Source organism: Pseudomonas donghuensis (assembly GCF_000696345.2).
GTDB classification, from domain to species: Bacteria; Pseudomonadota; Gammaproteobacteria; order Pseudomonadales; family Pseudomonadaceae; genus Aquipseudomonas; species Aquipseudomonas donghuensis.
Window position 1 is genome coordinate 4,699,251 of record NZ_CP071706.1, and the last position, 16,502, is coordinate 4,715,752.

General features: G+C 63.9%; 18 protein-coding genes. 7 read left to right on the top strand and 11 right to left on the bottom strand.

Translation table 11 applies throughout. The features are described 5' to 3' along the window. Positions 1-56: 56 nt before the first annotated feature. Both BV82_RS21795 and BV82_RS21800 read right to left on the bottom strand, forming a co-directional pair. Positions 57-416 (bottom strand): PilZ domain-containing protein, encoded by a 360-nt coding sequence (locus tag BV82_RS21795; RefSeq protein WP_010220860.1) that lies wholly within the window; start codon positions 414-416, stop codon positions 57-59. A gap of 126 nt (positions 417-542) precedes the next feature. Further along, a complete protein-coding gene (locus tag BV82_RS21800) occupies positions 543-929 on the bottom strand; it encodes a tetratricopeptide repeat protein (RefSeq protein WP_010220859.1) in 387 nt (128 codons plus the stop codon). A gap of 225 nt (positions 930-1,154) precedes the next feature. Between BV82_RS21800 and pyk the strand changes: the two genes are divergently transcribed. Continuing rightward, positions 1,155-2,606 carry a pyruvate kinase gene (gene pyk / locus BV82_RS21805; RefSeq protein ID WP_010220857.1) on the top strand — a complete coding sequence of 484 codons (1,452 nt, stop codon included), beginning with the start codon at positions 1,155-1,157 and terminating at the stop codon, positions 2,604-2,606. 68 nt (positions 2,607-2,674) lie between these two features. Here pyk and BV82_RS21810 read toward each other — a convergent pair whose 3' ends face one another. Both BV82_RS21810 and BV82_RS21815 read right to left on the bottom strand, forming a co-directional pair. Beyond that, the gene (locus tag BV82_RS21810) at positions 2,675-3,613 is read right to left on the bottom strand and encodes an iron-sulfur-binding ferredoxin reductase (protein WP_036996745.1); all 939 of its coding nucleotides are present in this window, start codon (positions 3,611-3,613) and stop codon (positions 2,675-2,677) included. After that, entirely contained in the window at positions 3,606-4,718 is a 1,113-nt protein-coding gene (locus tag BV82_RS21815; RefSeq protein WP_036996746.1) for a GGDEF domain-containing protein, read from the bottom strand. Before BV82_RS21815 ends, BV82_RS21810 begins: the two co-directional genes overlap by 8 nt. 316 nt (positions 4,719-5,034) lie before the next feature. On the opposite strand from BV82_RS21815, the gene BV82_RS21820 reads away from it, so the two are divergent. Then, complete coding sequence (locus BV82_RS21820) at positions 5,035-6,558, top strand: fumarate hydratase (RefSeq protein ID WP_010220854.1); 1,524 nt, start codon at positions 5,035-5,037, stop codon at positions 6,556-6,558. A gap of 187 nt (positions 6,559-6,745) precedes the next feature. Here the strand turns inward: BV82_RS21820 and BV82_RS21825 are convergent, their stop codons facing one another. From BV82_RS21825 to BV82_RS21850, 6 genes are all read right to left on the bottom strand, one after another. Continuing rightward, on the bottom strand, positions 6,746-7,327 hold the full coding sequence (locus tag BV82_RS21825; RefSeq protein WP_010220853.1) for a DJ-1/PfpI family protein: 582 nt from the start codon (positions 7,325-7,327) through the stop codon (positions 6,746-6,748). 65 nt (positions 7,328-7,392) lie between these two features. Beyond that, positions 7,393-8,550, bottom strand: coding sequence for a phospholipase D-like domain-containing protein (locus BV82_RS21830; protein WP_036996748.1), 1,158 nt, complete (start codon positions 8,548-8,550; stop codon positions 7,393-7,395). Position 8,551: 1 nt separating this feature from the next. After that, positions 8,552-9,133, bottom strand: coding sequence for a YceI family protein (locus tag BV82_RS21835; RefSeq protein WP_010220850.1), 582 nt, complete (start codon positions 9,131-9,133; stop codon positions 8,552-8,554). A gap of 45 nt (positions 9,134-9,178) precedes the next feature. Further along, a complete protein-coding gene (locus tag BV82_RS21840; RefSeq protein WP_010220849.1) occupies positions 9,179-9,475 on the bottom strand; it encodes an amidase in 297 nt (98 codons plus the stop codon). Further along, a complete protein-coding gene (locus tag BV82_RS21845; protein WP_100782581.1) occupies positions 9,472-10,548 on the bottom strand; it encodes a serine hydrolase domain-containing protein in 1,077 nt (358 codons plus the stop codon). The genes BV82_RS21840 and BV82_RS21845 overlap by 4 nt, the downstream gene beginning before the upstream one ends. Before the next feature lie 63 nt (positions 10,549-10,611). Further along, the gene (locus tag BV82_RS21850; RefSeq protein ID WP_010220847.1) at positions 10,612-11,499 is read right to left on the bottom strand and encodes an acyl-CoA dehydrogenase middle domain-containing protein; all 888 of its coding nucleotides are present in this window, start codon (positions 11,497-11,499) and stop codon (positions 10,612-10,614) included. Between the two features lie 134 nt (positions 11,500-11,633). Between BV82_RS21850 and olsB the strand changes: the two genes are divergently transcribed. Continuing rightward, the gene (olsB, locus tag BV82_RS21855) at positions 11,634-12,389 is read left to right on the top strand and encodes an L-ornithine N(alpha)-acyltransferase (RefSeq protein ID WP_036996749.1); all 756 of its coding nucleotides are present in this window, start codon (positions 11,634-11,636) and stop codon (positions 12,387-12,389) included. Next, positions 12,389-13,174 (top strand): lysophospholipid acyltransferase family protein, encoded by a 786-nt coding sequence (locus BV82_RS21860; protein WP_010220845.1) that lies wholly within the window; start codon positions 12,389-12,391, stop codon positions 13,172-13,174. Before olsB ends, BV82_RS21860 begins: the two co-directional genes overlap by 1 nt. On the opposite strand, the gene BV82_RS21865 is transcribed toward BV82_RS21860, so the two are convergent. Then, positions 13,171-13,743 (bottom strand): acyl carrier protein phosphodiesterase, encoded by a 573-nt coding sequence (locus tag BV82_RS21865; RefSeq protein WP_036996750.1) that lies wholly within the window; start codon positions 13,741-13,743, stop codon positions 13,171-13,173. The genes BV82_RS21860 and BV82_RS21865 overlap by 4 nt on opposite strands. 155 nt (positions 13,744-13,898) lie before the next feature. Here BV82_RS21865 and BV82_RS21870 point away from each other — a divergent pair, with 155 nt between their 5' ends. From BV82_RS21870 to BV82_RS21880, 3 genes are read left to right on the top strand one after another with little or no spacing between them, the layout of a single operon-like run. Then, entirely contained in the window at positions 13,899-14,201 is a 303-nt protein-coding gene (locus BV82_RS21870; protein WP_010220843.1) for an ArsR/SmtB family transcription factor, read from the top strand. Between the two features lie 13 nt (positions 14,202-14,214). Then, positions 14,215-15,384, top strand: a complete 1,170-nt coding sequence (locus BV82_RS21875; protein ID WP_036996752.1) for an MFS transporter — start codon at positions 14,215-14,217, stop codon at positions 15,382-15,384. A 17-nt stretch (positions 15,385-15,401) separates the two neighbouring features. Further along, entirely contained in the window at positions 15,402-16,451 is a 1,050-nt protein-coding gene (locus tag BV82_RS21880; RefSeq protein WP_010220841.1) for an alkene reductase, read from the top strand. Positions 16,452-16,502: the final 51 nt, after the last annotated feature.

Sequence of the window (16,502 nt, forward strand, 5' to 3'; positions counted from 1 at the left end):
CGTCCTGAACAGAAGATCGACCAGAGTCTAGGGCCAGCAGCCCGCCAGGGCCAGTGTCAGGCCGAGGCGTTCAATGGATGGAAGCTGAAATAGTTGCGCAGGGCGCGCACCAACAGCTCGTAGTCACGTGGTGCCTGCAACAGCATGAAGCCCGAGTCGTAATGCCCGGGCGTCTGGTCTTCATGGCTCCACAGGCAACTGGCGGTGAGGTTGATCGGGTGCACGGCGCCATCGCGGCCCGGAACTTTGAGTTGCAACTCGAAATCCGGGCCGACCAGCATCGGCAACTGGCTGATCAGCATCAGGCCGTCTTCCGACACATTGCCCAGGTAGCCGATGGGCTGGTCGGTGAAGCGGTTGAAGACTTTGAGAAAATAAGGGAGCTGGTGACGCTCGATGCGGCGCTCGTCAAACATGGTCGGGATCGCTGTCGAAGACCCTTTTAGCAGGGCCGCGCTAGAGCTGCTGTTTTTCATTCATCTCAGCAACAAGATTAGCGCACCCTGACCCGCACGTCACAATCAGACTTGCTGACTTTAGTATTAACGCCAAGGCGTGGTCGTTGCCGGTCGGGCAATCGCGGCTTCGCCAGTGCGGTAGTGGCCCAGTTGCTCGAGGGTCTGCAGCCGCGCGCGGGCACGGAAGGCGTATTCGCTCTGCGGGTAGCGCTGGAGAATGAACTGGTAGGTCTGCGCCGCATCGACGAACAGCTTCTGCCGCTCCAGGCACTGGCCACGCAGCAGCGACACTTCCGGCTGGATGAACGGTCGGGCACGGCTGGTGCGCTCGACCTGGGACAGCTCCAGCATCGCCTGCTCGCAGTTGCCGCGGTCATAGGCGCGGTAGGCGTTGTTCAAATGATGGTCCATCGACCAGCGGGTGCAGCCGACGACGCTGGTCGCCAAGGCTAAAACGATCAAGGCTCGCATGGGGATCTCCTGTATTGAGCAGTGTATCGGCTTTGGCTGGAAAATCTGTAGACCGTGCTGGCCGATCGCTGGCAAGCCAGCTCCCACAGGATTGGCGCCGCTCTCGGGGTTAGCACTCCCCGTTCAAACGCCACCCCCGCTAACCGGCAGGTAGTGCAAAGGAACAATGACTACAGCAATTTTCCGGAGTAGCCTTTCGCTGCGCTTCACTATAGGAGTCTGTGCATGACCATCCGCCGTACCAAAATCGTCGCCACCCTTGGCCCCGCCAGCAACTCGCCGGAAGTGATCGAGCAACTGATCCTTGCCGGCCTGGATGTCGCTCGCCTGAACTTCTCCCACGGCACGCCTGACGAGCACAAGGCTCGCGCGCGCCTGATCCGCGAAATCGCCGCCCGCCTGGGCCGCCACGTGGCGCTGCTCGGCGACCTGCAAGGGCCGAAGATCCGTATCGCCAAGTTCAGCAACAAGCGTATCGAGCTCAAGGTCGGTGACCGCTTCACCTTCTCCACCGCCCACCCGCTGACCGAAGGCACCCAGGAAATCGTCGGCATCGACTATCCGGACCTGGTCAAGGACTGCGGCGTCGGTGACGAACTGCTGCTCGACGACGGCCGCGTGGTCATGCGCGTAACCAGCGCCACTGCCGATGCCCTGCACTGCGAAGTACTGATCGGCGGCCCGCTGTCCGACCACAAAGGCATCAACCGTCGCGGCGGCGGCCTGACTGCTCCGGCCCTGACCGAAAAAGACAAGGCCGACATCAAGCTGGCAGCCGAAATGGACCTGGACTACCTGGCCGTTTCCTTCCCGCGCGATGCCTCCGACATGGAATACGCCCGTCGCCTGCGCGACGAAGCCGGCGGCAGCGCCTGGCTGGTGGCCAAGATCGAGCGCGCCGAAGCGGTCGCCGATGACGAGACCCTCGACGGCCTGATCACCGCCAGTGACGCGGTCATGGTTGCCCGTGGCGACCTGGGCGTGGAAATCGGCGATGCCGAGCTGATCGCGATCCAGAAGAAGATCATCCAGCACGCCCGCCGCAACAACAAGGCGGTGATCGTTGCGACCCAGATGATGGAGTCGATGATCCAGAACCCGATGCCAACCCGTGCCGAAGTCTCCGACGTGGCCAACGCCGTGCTGGACAACACCGACGCGGTGATGCTGTCGGCCGAAAGTGCCGCCGGCGCCTACCCGATCGAAGCCGTACAGGCCATGGCGCGCATCTGCCTGGGCGCTGAAAAGCACCCGACCAGCCAGAAGTCCAGCCACCGTCTGCACACCCGCTTCGAGCGCTGCGACGAAAGTATCGCCCTGGCGGCCATGTACACTGCCAACCACTTCCCTGGCGTCAAGGCGATCATCGCCCTCACCGAAAGTGGCTACACCCCGCTGATCATGTCGCGCCTGCGTTCTTCGGTGCCGATCTACGCCTTCTCGCCGCACCGCGCCACCCTGGCCCGCGCCGCGATGTTCCGTGGTGTGTACCCGGTAGCGTTCGACCCGGCAGCCCTGCCGGCCGAGAAAGTCAGCCAGGCGGCAGTCGACGAGCTGCTGCAGCGCGGCGCGGTCGAGCCAGGTGACTGGGCGATCCTGACCAAAGGCGACAGCTACCACACCATCGGTGGCACCAACGGCATGAAGATCCTGCACGTCGGTGATTCGCTGGTCTGATGCTCGGGCACTGCTGAACAAAGCCCCGCAGCCTGTGCTGCGGGGCTTTTTTTTTTGCCTGGCCGGAATCAGGCGTGACCGATGAAAATGTCGGCGAACAGCTGGTTGCGCGGCAGGCCGGCGAGGAACATGCGCCGGGAAAACTGCTCGACACTGGCCGCCGAGCCACACGCCAGGGCCATGGTCTGGCGCGACTGCAGGCGTAACGCCGCCAGGGCCTGGGGCAACTGGGCCGGGGTCAGCAGCTCGACCTGCAACTGCGGATGCCGACTGGCCAGTGCCGTCAGTGCCTGCGCCAGATAATGCTCCTGCTCGTCGTGGGCCAGATGCAGCAAGCGAATCGGCCCGTGATGCTCCTGGCGCAAGGCCTCGCGCAGAATCCCCCACAGCGGCGCCAGGCCGGTGCCGGCGGCCAGCAGCCACAGCGGGCGTTCCTGCCAGTCCGGGTCGTAATGCAAGGCTCCGCCGCGCAGCTCGCCCAGGCGCAGCGTTGCACCGATACTCAGTTGCCGCGCGGCATCACAGAACGCACCGGGTTGCCGGCAATCGAGATGAAATTCCAGAATGCCCTCCTCCCCCGGCACGCTGGCCAAAGAATAGGGCCGGGCGACCCCACTCGGGCTCCACAACACCAGGTGCTGGCCGGCCTGATAGCGCAACGGTCTGTGTGGCTCAAGACGCAAGCGCAGCACCGTCGGGCTCAGCCAGTCGAGGCCGCTGACCTGGGCCGGCACCCCATCCTGGAGCGGGTCGAACAAGGCCACCTGCAAGTCTTCCTCGACGCTGCACTGGCACGACAGGCGCCAGCCCAGCTGGCGTTTGTCCGCCGCCAGGGCCTCGGGCCGGGCATCCCCCGGCTGGCCTTGCAGGCAGCGCACCAGGCAGGCGTGACAGCTGCCGGCACGGCAACTGTAAGGCACCGCCAGCCCGGCATCATTCAAGGCATCGAGCAGGTTGCTGCCCGGTGCCACCGTCCACTTTCGCTCACCCACCCGCAACTCAGGCATCGACGGCCTCCCAGGCGGCCAGGCAGCGGTTGCGCCCGCTGCGCTTGGCCCGGTACAAGGCCTGATCTGCACGCTGCAGAGCGTCATCGAGATCGTCGCCTGCGCACAACAGGGTCAACCCCGCCGACAGGCTCAAAGGCTCGACCCGCAATCCAACCGCTGGCGGCTGGGCCAGGGCAAACGCCCTGCGCAGCCGCTCGCAACAGGTGGCCAGTTGCGCGTCGGTGCAGTCAGGCAGCAGCAACACGAACTCTTCGCCACCGTAACGGGCCAGTACCGCGGTGTCGCCCAGGCAGTCGCTGGCGATCGAGGCGAAGGCTTGCAATACCTGATCGCCGGCGGCGTGGCCATACACATCATTGATGCGTTTGAAGTGATCGAGGTCGATCAGTGCCAGGCCATGGCAACTGTCAGCGCCCATGCGCTCCAACTCGCGGGTGGCCAGGCCCAGAAAGTGCCGACGATTGAACAAGCCGGTCAGTTCATCGGTGGCCACCAGGTCTTCGAGCTGGCGCATCATGCCGCGCAAGGTGTCCTGATGGGCCTGCAGGGCATAGCGCCGCTGGCGCATGCGCTGACGCGCGGCCTGCACATAACGGGCATACAGGCACAACCAGCACAGCACCACCAACAAGGCACTGGCCTGCAATGCCAACAGCGACCCGTCGAAATGCGGCGCTTGCCAGGCCTCCCAGGCGATCAGGCCGAGGAAGCTGCACAACACCAGCAGCGCGCAGCGCACAAACACCCGCCCGCGCAGGTGAAACAGGCCGAACATCAGGATCAAGGGGTAGAACATCAGGAAAGTGCCGCGCCCCTGGTCAAGCTGAGCCAACAGCCAGGTCTGCCAGGCGATCGCCAGCAGCACCTGGAACTCGGTCAGGCTCGGGTCGTTAAAGCGCAGGTTGCGACCGCTGGCGAACACCCAACCGAGCAGCGACTGGCACACGAGCAACAGGCTGCTGCCCAGCAGCAAAACCGTCAGGGAGGCTTGCAGATGGCCGCTCAAGAGTGCCACCCAGAGTAGCGCCAGCACCAGCAGATAGGTGCCAGCCGCCATGAGAAAGCGATTGAGGAGAAGCTTCTGCAGCGCTGTTTCGGTCACTGGTGACTCACCGTGCTCTGGCCAAGGCAGAGGAATGGGGCATGGCCAACCGCCACTTTAGGGTGTGCGAAGAATAATTGCCATGGTTGCACAAATCGACCCTGGTCAGCGCTCAGGCAAGAACAGTGCCCGGCCACTGCCGACCTTGGTGGGGACCTTTGGTACGTGTACCGGCGGCGGATGCGCGCTATACTGCCGCGCCTTTTTTGCGCCGACAGCCTTGCGTTGGCGCCTGTTGAAGGTCGTTTCGACACCTCGGCCAGTCCGCGTCGGAATACCTTAATGAATGTTCCCGTCTTTAAGAGGAGCGCGCTGCATGACCGTGATCAAGCAAGACGACCTGATTCAGAGCGTTGCCGACGCCCTGCAGTTCATTTCGTACTACCACCCCGTTGATTTCATCCAGGCCATGCATGAGGCCTATCTGCGTGAAGAGTCGCCAGCTGCGCGCGATTCCATCGCCCAGATCCTGATCAACTCGCGCATGTGCGCCACCGGCCACCGGCCGATCTGCCAGGACACCGGTATCGTCACCGTGTTCGTGCGCGTCGGTATGGACGTGCGCTGGGACGGCGCGACCATGAGCCTGGACGACATGATCAACGAAGGCGTGCGCCGCGCCTACAACCTGCCGGAAAACGTCCTGCGTGCATCCATCCTGGCCGACCCGGCGGGTAGCCGTAAAAACACCAAGGACAACACCCCTGCGGTCATCCACTACTCCATCGTCCCGGGCAATACCGTGGAAGTGGACGTGGCGGCCAAGGGCGGCGGCTCCGAGAACAAGTCGAAAATGGCCATGCTCAACCCGTCCGACTCGATCGTCGACTGGGTACTCAAGACCGTTCCGACCATGGGTGCTGGCTGGTGCCCTCCGGGCATGCTCGGCATCGGCATCGGCGGTACCGCCGAGAAAGCCGCGGTAATGGCCAAGGAAGTGTTGATGGAATCCATCGACATCCACGAGCTCAAGGCCCGTGGCCCGCAGAACCGCATCGAAGAGATCCGCCTGGAGCTGTTCGACAAGGTCAACCAGCTGGGCATCGGCGCCCAGGGCCTGGGCGGCCTGACCACCGTGCTCGACGTCAAGATCATGGACTACCCGACCCACGCCGCCTCCTTGCCGGTGTGCATGATCCCCAACTGCGCCGCCACCCGTCACGCCCACTTCGTGCTCGACGGTTCCGGCCCGGCTGACCTGGAAGCGCCATCGCTGGACGCCTACCCGGAAATCGTCTGGGAAGCCGGCCCATCGGCCCGCCGTGTCAACCTCGACACCCTGACCCCGGAAGACGTGCAGAGCTGGAAGCCGGGCGAGACCATCCTGCTCAACGGCAAGATGCTCACCGGCCGCGACGCTGCGCACAAGCGCATGGTCGAGATGCTCAACAAGGGCGAAGAACTGCCAGTCGACCTCAAGGGTCGCTTCATCTACTACGTTGGCCCGGTTGATCCGGTCGGTGACGAAGTGGTTGGCCCGGCCGGCCCGACCACCGCGACGCGGATGGACAAGTTCACCCGTCAGATCCTCGAGCAGACCGGCCTGTTGGGCATGATCGGCAAATCCGAGCGCGGCCCGACCGCCATCGAAGCGATCAAGGACAACAAGGCCGTGTACCTGATGGCCGTCGGCGGCGCTGCCTACCTGGTGGCCCAGGCGATCAAGAAGTCCAAGGTCCTGGCCTTTGCCGAACTGGGCATGGAAGCGATCTACGAGTTCGAGGTCAAGGACATGCCGGTCACCGTCGCGGTCGACAGCAACGGCGAGTCGGTACACATCACCGGCCCTGCGATCTGGCAGCACAAGATCGCTGAAAGCCTGGCGGTGGAAGTGAAGTAAGCCTCGGGGTTTGCTGATATGAAAAAGCGGCAGGGGGGATTACTCCCCTGCCGCTTTTTTATTGCCTGTACCGGCCTCATCGCTGGCAAGCCAGTTCCCACAATGGCTCTTCATGCACCTGACCTGTGGGAGCCGGCCTTGCCGGCGATCGAGCGCGAAGCGCTCGTATTTCGGCCAGCACCTTTGTTCACAGGGTAATGCGAGTGCCCAGCAACTGCAGGAACGCCGCCAGCCATGCAGGGTGCGCCGGCCACGCCGGAGCCGAAGCCAGATTACCCTGCACGTGAGCCTGGTCGACGGCGATCTCGACATACTGGCCACCGGCCAGGCGTACTTCCGGCGCGCAAGCCGGATAAGCGCTGCACTCGCGGCCTTCCAATACGCCAGCCGCCGCCAGCAGTTGTGCGCCATGACACACCGCGGCAATGGGTTTGCCGGCCTGATCGATCGCTTTGACCAGCGCCAGCACCTGCTCGTTCAAACGCAGATACTCCGGTGCCCGGCCTCCTGGAATCAGCAGCGCGTCGTAGTCGTCAGCCTGAACTTTGGCAAAATCAAAGTTCAGGGCAAAATTATGCCCGGGCTTTTCACTGTAGGTCTGGTCGCCTTCGAAATCGTGGATCGCCGTGCGCACCGTCTGCCCGGCGTTTTTGCCCGGACACACCGCGTGCACGGTATGGCCAACCATCTGCAGGGCCTGGAACGGCACCATCACTTCGTAATCTTCAACGTAGTCGCCAACCAGCATCAGAATCTTCTTCGCAGCCATGTCATCAACTCCTTCAAGTGCGGTGGAAAGATAAAGACACCATAGACCGCCAACGTGCGACAGGCTCAATCACGCCGGTCGAGCAGGTTGACCACCAGCCGGTCGAGCCAGCCCCACAAGCGTTGCTGCACGCGCTTCCACAACGGCCGCGCATGCCAGTGGGCCAGGTCGATAGTCAGGCTCCGGGCAAAGTCGCGCTCAAAGCTCGCCGCCACGTCGGCGGTCAGGGGTGGGTCAATGGCTTCGACATTGGCCTCAAGGTTGAAGCGCAGGTTCCAGTGATCGAAGTTGCACGAGCCGATGCTGACCCAGTCATCCACCAACACCATTTTCAGGTGCAGGAAACACGGCTGGTATTCGAAAATTTTCACCCCGGCGCGCAACAGCCGCGGGTAATAGCGATGGCCGGCATAACGCACCGACGGGTGATCGGTTCGCGGCCCGGTCAGCAGCAAACGTACATCGACACCCCGGGAGGCCGCGCGGCGCAGAGAGCGGCGGACCTTCCAGGTCGGCAAGAAATACGGCGTGGCCAGCCAGATGCGCCGCTGGCCGCTGTTCAGGGCGCGCACCAGCGACTGCAGGATATCCCGGTGCTGGCGGGCGTCGGCATAGGCCACCCGGCCCATGCCCGCACCACTCACCGGCACTCGCGGCAAACGTGGCAGGCCAAAGTGCGTCGGCGGCCGCCAGGCGGTACGGCGCAGGTTGGCGCGCCACTGGCGGTCGAACAGCATCTGCCAGTCGGCCACCAGCGGGCCCTGCATCTGCACCATCACTTCGTGCCATTCGCTGACGTCTTCGGTTGGCGTCCAGAACTGGTCAGTGACGCCAGTACCGCCCACCACCGCCCACTTCTGGTCGACCAGCAGCAGCTTGCGATGATCGCGATACAGGTTGCGAAAGCCACGACGCCAGCGCAGGCGGTTGTACCAGCGCAGCTCCACACCCGCAGCCAACAGGCGCTGGCGCAGGCTCAAGGTGAAGGCCAGCGAACCATAATCATCGAACAGGCAACGCACCTGCACGCCGCGCTCGGCGGCCTGCACCAAGGCCTGGACCATGGTTTCGGCGCAAGCGCCGGCTTCGACCAGGTACAGTTCCAGGTCCACCTGATACTCGGCGCGCACGATTGCGGTGAGCATGCGCGGGAAAAACTGCGGACCGTCGATCAATAGCTCGAACTGATTGCCATCGCGCCAGGGAAAGACCGGTCCGGCCATCTCAACGCGCCGTGAAGATCAGCACCGCGGCCACCGGCACCGACGGGCTGATGGACTTGAGCCCGGCCAGCTTGCGCAAGGTGGCAAGGCCGGGGAGCAGATCGAAATCATCGGCGCGCAACATCAACGGTTCCAGGGTCACCACCTGAAAGCGCCGGTCATCCAGGCGGGTGGCCAGCAGCAGGGCGCTGTAGTTGTGCTGCTTGCCATGCAGGCTGACAGTCAGCGGCAGGCGCAGTTCCACCTGGGCGCCATTGGCCAGGTCGTTGATCGGGCGCAGGTCGATCTGCGCGCTGACCTTGGCTTCGGGGAACTTGGCGAACTCGAACAGTTCCTTGCGCATGCGTTCGTCACGCAGCGGCACGCCGCTGTTGTTGGAGTCCATCTCGACCTGCAGCTCGGCGGCGCCCTTGCGATCGACCTTGCCATGCAGAACGAGGAAACGATGCACCTCAGCGGTGTCACCGTTCTTGCTGGAGACAAATGACAGGCGTGACGATTCGCCGTCCAGGTGCCAGTTGGCCTGGGCAGGGAGACTGAGAACGACCAGCAGGGCAAGCAGAAGACGCGACAGACTGAACATGTGAAATCCTGTAACACAATGGTCGTCAACCTTACCCGGCTGCCTTCACGGCAGCAAGCGACAGCCCTCGCGCGGGCCCTGCCACTGCGCACGATTCTCGACCCCCAGGCCGGCAGCGCTGACCAGCCGCTGCTGCGCGTCTTCATCCAGGCGACTCAACGGCAGGTATTGGCGCACATAGCCCCGACAATAATGTTCGTCGAAATTCATGACATAGCGGCACGAACAGTACTCCTTGGCCGAGTAGGCACTGAGGATGCCGGGGAAATCCGCCAGCGCCTGGCGTTCGTACCAGGCCCAACCGCCAGCCAGCAGCGCCAGTACCAGCAACACGCGCGTCATGGCCGCACCTTGTCGACTGCTGCCAGTACCCGCTTGAGCAACTCGTTATGGGCAAAGCTGGCGTCGCGGTCATCGGCGTAGCGGACGATCAGCAACTTGCGCGCCGGCAGCACATACAGTGCCTGGCCCCAATGCCCCAGGGCCGCATACGTGTCAGCTGGCGCATCCGGCCAGGGTGGCGGGCTGCCGGGCAAAGGTTGATTAAGCCACCAGTGCCCGCCCGGGTTAGCCTCACCGGGTTGGGCCGTGGCTTGCAGGAACGGCTGGCGATTGAAGTCGACCCAAGCGCTGGACAACAATTGTCGCGTTTGCCAACGACCTTCGCGCAGCATCAACAGGCCAACGCGCGCCAGGTCGCGAGCGCTCATGTACAGATAGGAAGAACCCACCAAGGTGGCACTGGCGTCACGCTCCCAGACCGCACTGGCGATCCCCAGCGGTTCAAACAAGGCGTGCCAGGGGTACTGCGCATATCCCGCATCGCCGACCATACCGCGCAAGGCCGCCGCCAGCACGTTACTGTCACCGCTGGAATAGAGAAAGCGTTGCCCAGGGCTGGCCGCCTCGGGCCTGGCCGCCGTGTAGCCGGCCATATCGCCGCGCCCGCGAGTGTAGAGCATGGCCACTACCGAGGACTTGAGCGGCGCGTATTCGTAATCTTCCTGCCAGTCCAGGCCGCTGGCCCAGTGCAGCAGATCTTGGATGCGCACGTGGGGGTGGGCACGCATCGGCGCGTAGAAACGCGCAACCGGATCCTGCAGGTCAAAGCGGCCCTCGGCGTGGGCGACACCCAGCAGGGTCGCCAGCACGCTCTTGCTGATCGACCAGGTCAGGTGCGCGGTTTTAGCGGTGCTGGGCGCGGCATAGTGCTCATAGACTATGCGCCCGTCGGCGATCACCAGCAGCGCGTCGCTGCGCACGCCCTGACGTTGCTGGTCATCGCGTGGGGCGAAGGCATAGCGTTCAACCGCCTGCCAGGCGCTTCGGTTGGCATCGTTCGCCACCGTCCAATCAGGTACTGGCCAGTACTCCTCGGCCGAAACGGCCTTGCTGAAGGCGAAAACAGCCAGCATCCACCACACCGCGTTGCGCATGCCGCTTACTCAAGGCCAGGGTTCGCCCAGCCTGCCAGCGTTTCATGACAATCCGGCGGCGGCCCAGGCCTTGGCCAGGCGTTTGGCGCGGGCCGCACTGGCGATCTCTAGCAGGCCCTGATCGCGTTGCCACAGGCTTGCCCACTCGCCTGGGCTTGCCAGCAGTGCCTGATTGAGTTCATCTTTCAAGCTGTTGAACTGGGCAAACAGACCGCCCAGCAGCAAATGGCTGGCCGAGGTGTCGGCGCACTGGCGAGTGCTTTCAGCGCACGCGCCGAGCAGACTGATCAGGCGCAATTGCAGGTTTTGCGGCCAGCCCGTTTCCTGGCCGACGCCATAGAGCCAGGCACACAGGGCACTGAGCACATAAAGATCTTCCAGCGAGCGGAAGGGTTTGACGTAGGCATCCCAGCCGTCCCCCGCCAAGCGCTCGCACAACGCTCCTTGCAGATGCAGGCGGGCATGACCGACTTCCGGCATCAACGGCAAGGCCGGCAGCGATTCGAGGCGCACGCCCGGTTCACCGGCGTAGACCACCGCCAGGCTCAGTTCTACTGGCTGCCCCTGCGCTTCGCAGCGCGCCGCCACCAGCAGCCACTCGGCATCGAGCCCGGCAGTGACAAAGTCCTTGCTGCCGCTCAGGCGCAAATCATCCAGACGCACCTGCATGTCCGCCGGGCGCACGCTGCGCCGCTCACTGGCGCACAGGGCACCAAGGCTCTGCGGCGCACTGGGCCACAGCACCCGCAGCGCCGCCTGGTAGCCGACCAGGAAGGCCAGGCCCGGGGTGCTCATCGCCCGCCCACCGAGCACCGCCAGGTCGAACGGGCTAACCGCACCCAGGCGTGCCAGCAGGCTGGAATAGGTATCGGCCAGCGTGGCCGCAAGGGGTTGTCTGTGTCGATCGTTGAGTCGTTGCAGCCAGGCCATCGAAGCGCTCCTTGAGGGGCTGTCATACAAGCATCACCAAACATTCACGGGGGTGACACCGCATCTACCTAGGCTGAGCTTGCACAACAAAGTCGACCGGCCGCAACCCCATGGCTGGCTTATGGAGACACGCAATGACTCGGATCGCTCGCTCTGGCGACAACAGCACTGAACGCCGTCTGCAAGCCGAACGCCTGGTCGGCCCGGCAGCCCTGCAGGAAGCACAGGCCCTTCGTTTCAGCGTATTCAGCGGTGAATTCAAGGCCAAACTCAAAGGCGCCGAACTGGGCCTGGACATGGATGACTACGACATTCATTGCCGCCACATCGGCGTGCGCGATCTCACTAGCGGGCGCCTGGTCGCCACCACTCGTCTGCTCGACCATCAGGCTGCCAGCAGCCTGGGGCGCTTTTACAGCGAAGAGGAATTCAGCCTGCACGGCCTCGGCCACCTGCAAGGGCCGATTCTCGAACTGGGTCGCACCTGCGTCGATCCGGCCTACCGCAACGGCGGCACCATCGCCGTGCTCTGGGCGGAGCTGGCCGAAGTGCTCAACGAAGGCCGCTACAGCTACCTGATGGGCTGCGCCAGCATTCCCATGCAGGACGGCGGTGTACAGGCCCACGCGATCATGCAGCGCCTGCGCGAACGCTACCTGTGCACCGAGCACCTGCGCGCCGAACCGAAGAAGCCACTGCCGAGCCTGGCCCTGCCGAACAACGTCATCGCCGAAATGCCGCCGCTGCTCAAGGCCTACATGCGCCTGGGGGCGAAGATCTGTGGCGAGCCATGCTGGGACGAAGACTTCCAGGTCGCCGACGTGTTCATCCTGCTCAAGCGCGACGAACTGTGCCCGCGTTATGCCCGTCACTTCAAGGCGGCGGTCTGATGCAGCGCCTGCGCGTCTATGCACGCGTAGCCCGGGTGCTGCTGGTGGTGCTGTTCGGCCTGGCCATGGCAGCCCTGTTCAGCCTTTATGAACGCCTACGCGTGCCGGCCTCGACCGAGCGCCGCCAGCGTTGGTCGCAACTGTTCATGGGCAAACTGAGCAATGCCCTGCCGTTCAAGGTGCGAGTGGTGGGCCAACTGCCACGCCAGCCGATGCTGTGGGTCAGCAACCACGTGTCCTGGACGGATATTCCTTTGCTGGGCATGCTTGCGCCGCTGTCGTTTTTGTCCAAGGCCGAAGTGCGTACCTGGCCGGTGGCCGGCTGGCTGGCACACAAGGCCGGTACCCTGTTCATCCGGCGTGGCGGCAACGACAGCCAACTGCTGCGCAAACAGATCAGCCAGCACCTGCAACAGGATTGCCCGCTGCTGATCTTCCCCGAAGGAACCACCACTGACGGGCGCAGCCTGCGCACCTTTCACGGCCGCCTGCTGGCCAGCGCCATCGACACGCAGACACCGCTGCAGCCGGTAGCCCTGCGCTACCTGCGCAGTGGACAAGCCGATTCGATCGCGCCGTTTATTGGTGACGATGATCTGCTCTCGCACCTGCTGCGCCTGTTCAGCAATGACTGCGCCGAGGTCGAGATCCATTTGCTGGCGCCAATTGCCAGTACCGGTGAAGAACGCGCCGCCCTGGCCTTCAAGGCGCAGCAGGCGATCCAGCAGGCATTGTTCGGTTGCGAGCCGGCTGCCCAGGCGCAACGCCGGGCCAGGGCTGCCTAGGTATTGGCGCGGGCAAAGCGCTGCAACTGCGGATAGAAATTGCGAAAGTCATCCAGCAACGGCTGGTACAGCGCCGCCACCTCCTCCAGCGCGCCGTCCATGCCTTCGGGCCGCGACAGGCGCCGGGCAATGCCGCGAAACACCTGTTCGAGCACCGAGAATTCGCGGTAAGACCCCAACCAGTCATCGGCGACCATGTACGGCGCGATTTGCGCCAGGCGCCCGGGCAAGGCCGGCTCGGCGGCAAGCACGCGGTACACGCGGTCAGTGAACTGGCCCAGCGGCTGCTCGGCATAATCCTGCCAGTGCAAGGCCAGGCAATGGTCGAAAAACACATCGAGGATGATCCCGGCATAACGCCGCCGCTGCTGCGGGAAACGCGCCAGCGCCGCCAGCACCAGTGGATGGCTGTCGGTGTAGACGTCGATCTGCCGGTGCAGGCGGATCGCTGCCTCCAGTGACGGGGCGAAGCGCCCCTGCAGCGGCCCTTTGACAAAATCGCCATAAAGGCTGCCGAGCAATTGCTCGGGCTGCTGACCGCCGAGGTGAAGGTGTGCGAGGTAGTTCATGGACTGGGATTCTAGCACCCCGCCATCTATATCGTTATAACCCGATATAGCGATTTACGCTGAGCTCAGAACCACATCATATTTGTATATCGCGAAATACCGATTTATATTTCGCCCCATCGCGATATACCGCTACACACACCACGAGCCCAACCATGCCTCTCGATCTCGACGAAATAATAAAAGCCCTGGCCCACCCAGTACGGCGAGAAATCCTCAACTGGCTGAAGGACCCCGACGCGCAGTTTCCCGACCAGCACCACAGCACCGAACACGGTGTGTGTGCCGGGCAGATCGATCAACGCTGCGGCCTGTCGCAGTCGACCGTCTCCGCCCACCTGGCGACCTTGCAGCGCGCCGGCCTGATCAGCAGCCAGAAGATTGGCCAATGGCATTTTTTCAAACGCAACGAGGACACCATCCAGGCGTTCCTCAAGCAGATGAGCCAAGAGCTCTGACAAGGACCTTGCAATGCCCCTTTCGCTGATAATCCTGGCGCTCAGCGCCTTCGCCATCGGTACCACCGAGTTCGTCATCATGGGTCTGTTGCCGGATGTGGCGGCAGACCTGGGTGTATCGATTCCCGGTGCCGGCTGGCTGGTCACCGGCTACGCCCTGGGCGTGGCCATCGGTGCGCCGTTCATGGCCCTGGCCACCTCGCGCCTGCCACGTAAAGCGGCGCTGATCGCACTGATGGGCGTGTTCATCGTCGGCAACCTGCTATGTGCGGTGGCCAGCGACTACAACCTGCTGATGTTCGCCCGGGTGGTGACCGCCCTGTGCCATGGTGCTTTCTTCGGTATCGGTTCGGTGGTGGCCGCCAGCCTGGTGCCGGCCAACCGCCGTGCTTCGGCGGTCGCCTTGATGTTCACCGGCCTGACCCTGGCGAACGTGCTGGGTGTGCCGCTGGGTACCGCGCTGGGCCAGGAATACGGCTGGCGCTCGACCTTCTGGGCAGTGACGGTGATCGGCGTCGTCGCACTGATCGGTCTGATCCGCTTCCTGCCGTTCCGGCATGACGAAGAGGCTCTCGACATGCGCGCCGAACTTGCCGCGCTCAAAGGCGCCGGCATCTGGCTGTCGCTGTCGATGACCGTACTGTTCTCGGCCTCGATGTTCGCCCTGTTCACCTATGTTGCACCGCTGCTCGGAGACGTCACCGGCGTTTCGCCACGGGGCGTGACCTGGACCCTGCTGCTGATCGGCCTGGGCCTGACCCTGGGCAACATCCTCGGCGGCAAGCTCGCCGACAAACGCCTGGGCGCCACCCTGGTCGGCGTGTTCGCCAGCATGGCGGTGGTCTCCACCGTATTGAGCTGGACCAGCGTCGCCCTGATCCCGGCAGAAATCACCCTGTTCCTCTGGGCCACTGCAGCCTTTGCCGCGGTCCCCGCCCTGCAGGTCAACGTGGTGACCTTCGGCAAGGCCGCCCCGAACCTGGTCTCGACCCTGAACATCGGCGCTTTCAACCTGGGCAATGCCCTGGGCGCCTGGGTTGGCGGCACTGTCATCGCCCAGGGCCTGGGCCTGACCCGCGTGCCCCTGGCCGCCGCAGCGCTGGCGGTGCTGGCGTTGATCGTCACCCTGATCACTTTCAGCCAGGGCGGTAACAAAGCCGAACTGGCACCTGCCACTCACTGATAGGCCTTGAGGTATTTATGACGACTCTTTTCGATCCGATCACCCTCGGCGACCTCAAACTGCCGAACCGCATCATCATGGCCCCGCTGACCCGCTGCCGCGCCGATGAAGGCCGGGTACCCAACGCGCTGATGGCCGAGTACTACGTACAACGGGCCAGTGCCGGGCTGATCCTCAGCGAAGCCACTTCGGTAACGCCCATGGGCGTCGGCTACCCGGACACCCCGGGGATCTGGTCCAACGATCAGGTGCGCGGCTGGACCAACGTCACCAAGGCGGTGCATGGCGCCGGCGGGCGGATCTTCCTGCAGCTGTGGCATGTGGGGCGCATCTCGCACCCGAGCTACCTCAACGGCGAAACCCCGGTGGCACCGAGTGCAATCCAGCCCAAAGGCCATGTCAGCCTGGTGCGCCCACTGGCCGACTACCCGACGCCACGGGCACTGGAAAGCGCAGAAATCGCCGATATCGTCGAGGCCTACCGCACCGGTGCCGAGAACGCCAAGGCGGCCGGTTTCGACGGCGTCGAAGTGCATGCGGCGAATGGTTACCTGATCGACCAGTTCCTGCAGAGCAGCACCAACCAGCGCAACGACCAGTACGGTGGTTCGCTGGAAAACCGCGCACGGCTGCTGCTGGAAGTGACCGACGCCGTGATCGACGTCTGGGGCGCACAACGGGTCGGCGTGCACCTGGCGCCACGGGCCGATTCCCATGACATGGGCGATGCCAACCGTGCCGAAACCTTTACTTATGTTGCCCGGGAACTGGGCAAGCGCGGCATTGCCTTTATCTGCTCGCGAGAGAAAGAAGCCGACGACAGCATTGGCGCGCTGATCAAGCAGGCTTTTGGCGGCCCGTACATCGTCAACGAGCGCTTCACCAAGACCAGCGCCAACGCTTCGCTGGCCAGTGGTAAAGCCGATGCGGTGGCCTTCGGTATTCCGTTCATTGCCAACCCGGACCTGCCAGCCCGCCTGGCAGCCGATGCACCGCTGAACGAGCCGCACCCGGAGACCTTCTACGCCAAGGGGCCGGTGGGTTACATCGATTATCCGCGGATGTAGGTGCTGAACGCATCGCGGGGCAAGCCCGCTCCCACAGGAACAGTGGTGATC

What these genes read in the sequence shown, in the direction of transcription:
- BV82_RS21870 (WP_010220843.1), top strand. Translation starts at nt 13,899, where the DNA reads ATGCCTCTCGATCTCGACGAAATAATAAAAGCCCTGGCCCACCCAGTA.
- BV82_RS21810 (WP_036996745.1), bottom strand. Translation starts at nt 3,613, where the DNA reads ATGCCTGAGTTGCGGGTGGGTGAGCGAAAGTGGACGGTGGCACCGGGC.
- pyk (WP_010220857.1), top strand. Translation starts at nt 1,155, where the DNA reads ATGACCATCCGCCGTACCAAAATCGTCGCCACCCTTGGCCCCGCCAGC.
- BV82_RS21850 (WP_010220847.1), bottom strand. Translation starts at nt 11,499, where the DNA reads ATGGCCTGGCTGCAACGACTCAACGATCGACACAGACAACCCCTTGCG.
- BV82_RS21820 (WP_010220854.1), top strand. Translation starts at nt 5,035, where the DNA reads ATGACCGTGATCAAGCAAGACGACCTGATTCAGAGCGTTGCCGACGCC.
- BV82_RS21865 (WP_036996750.1), bottom strand. Translation starts at nt 13,743, where the DNA reads ATGAACTACCTCGCACACCTTCACCTCGGCGGTCAGCAGCCCGAGCAA.
- olsB (WP_036996749.1), top strand. Translation starts at nt 11,634, where the DNA reads ATGACTCGGATCGCTCGCTCTGGCGACAACAGCACTGAACGCCGTCTG.
- BV82_RS21795 (WP_010220860.1), bottom strand. Translation starts at nt 416, where the DNA reads ATGTTTGACGAGCGCCGCATCGAGCGTCACCAGCTCCCTTATTTTCTC.
- BV82_RS21835 (WP_010220850.1), bottom strand. Translation starts at nt 9,133, where the DNA reads ATGTTCAGTCTGTCGCGTCTTCTGCTTGCCCTGCTGGTCGTTCTCAGT.
- BV82_RS21860 (WP_010220845.1), top strand. Translation starts at nt 12,389, where the DNA reads ATGCAGCGCCTGCGCGTCTATGCACGCGTAGCCCGGGTGCTGCTGGTG.
- BV82_RS21845 (WP_100782581.1), bottom strand. Translation starts at nt 10,548, where the DNA reads ATGCTGGCTGTTTTCGCCTTCAGCAAGGCCGTTTCGGCCGAGGAGTAC.
- BV82_RS21880 (WP_010220841.1), top strand. Translation starts at nt 15,402, where the DNA reads ATGACGACTCTTTTCGATCCGATCACCCTCGGCGACCTCAAACTGCCG.
- BV82_RS21800 (WP_010220859.1), bottom strand. Translation starts at nt 929, where the DNA reads ATGCGAGCCTTGATCGTTTTAGCCTTGGCGACCAGCGTCGTCGGCTGC.
- BV82_RS21825 (WP_010220853.1), bottom strand. Translation starts at nt 7,327, where the DNA reads ATGGCTGCGAAGAAGATTCTGATGCTGGTTGGCGACTACGTTGAAGAT.
- BV82_RS21830 (WP_036996748.1), bottom strand. Translation starts at nt 8,550, where the DNA reads ATGGCCGGACCGGTCTTTCCCTGGCGCGATGGCAATCAGTTCGAGCTA.
- BV82_RS21875 (WP_036996752.1), top strand. Translation starts at nt 14,215, where the DNA reads ATGCCCCTTTCGCTGATAATCCTGGCGCTCAGCGCCTTCGCCATCGGT.
- BV82_RS21840 (WP_010220849.1), bottom strand. Translation starts at nt 9,475, where the DNA reads ATGACGCGCGTGTTGCTGGTACTGGCGCTGCTGGCTGGCGGTTGGGCC.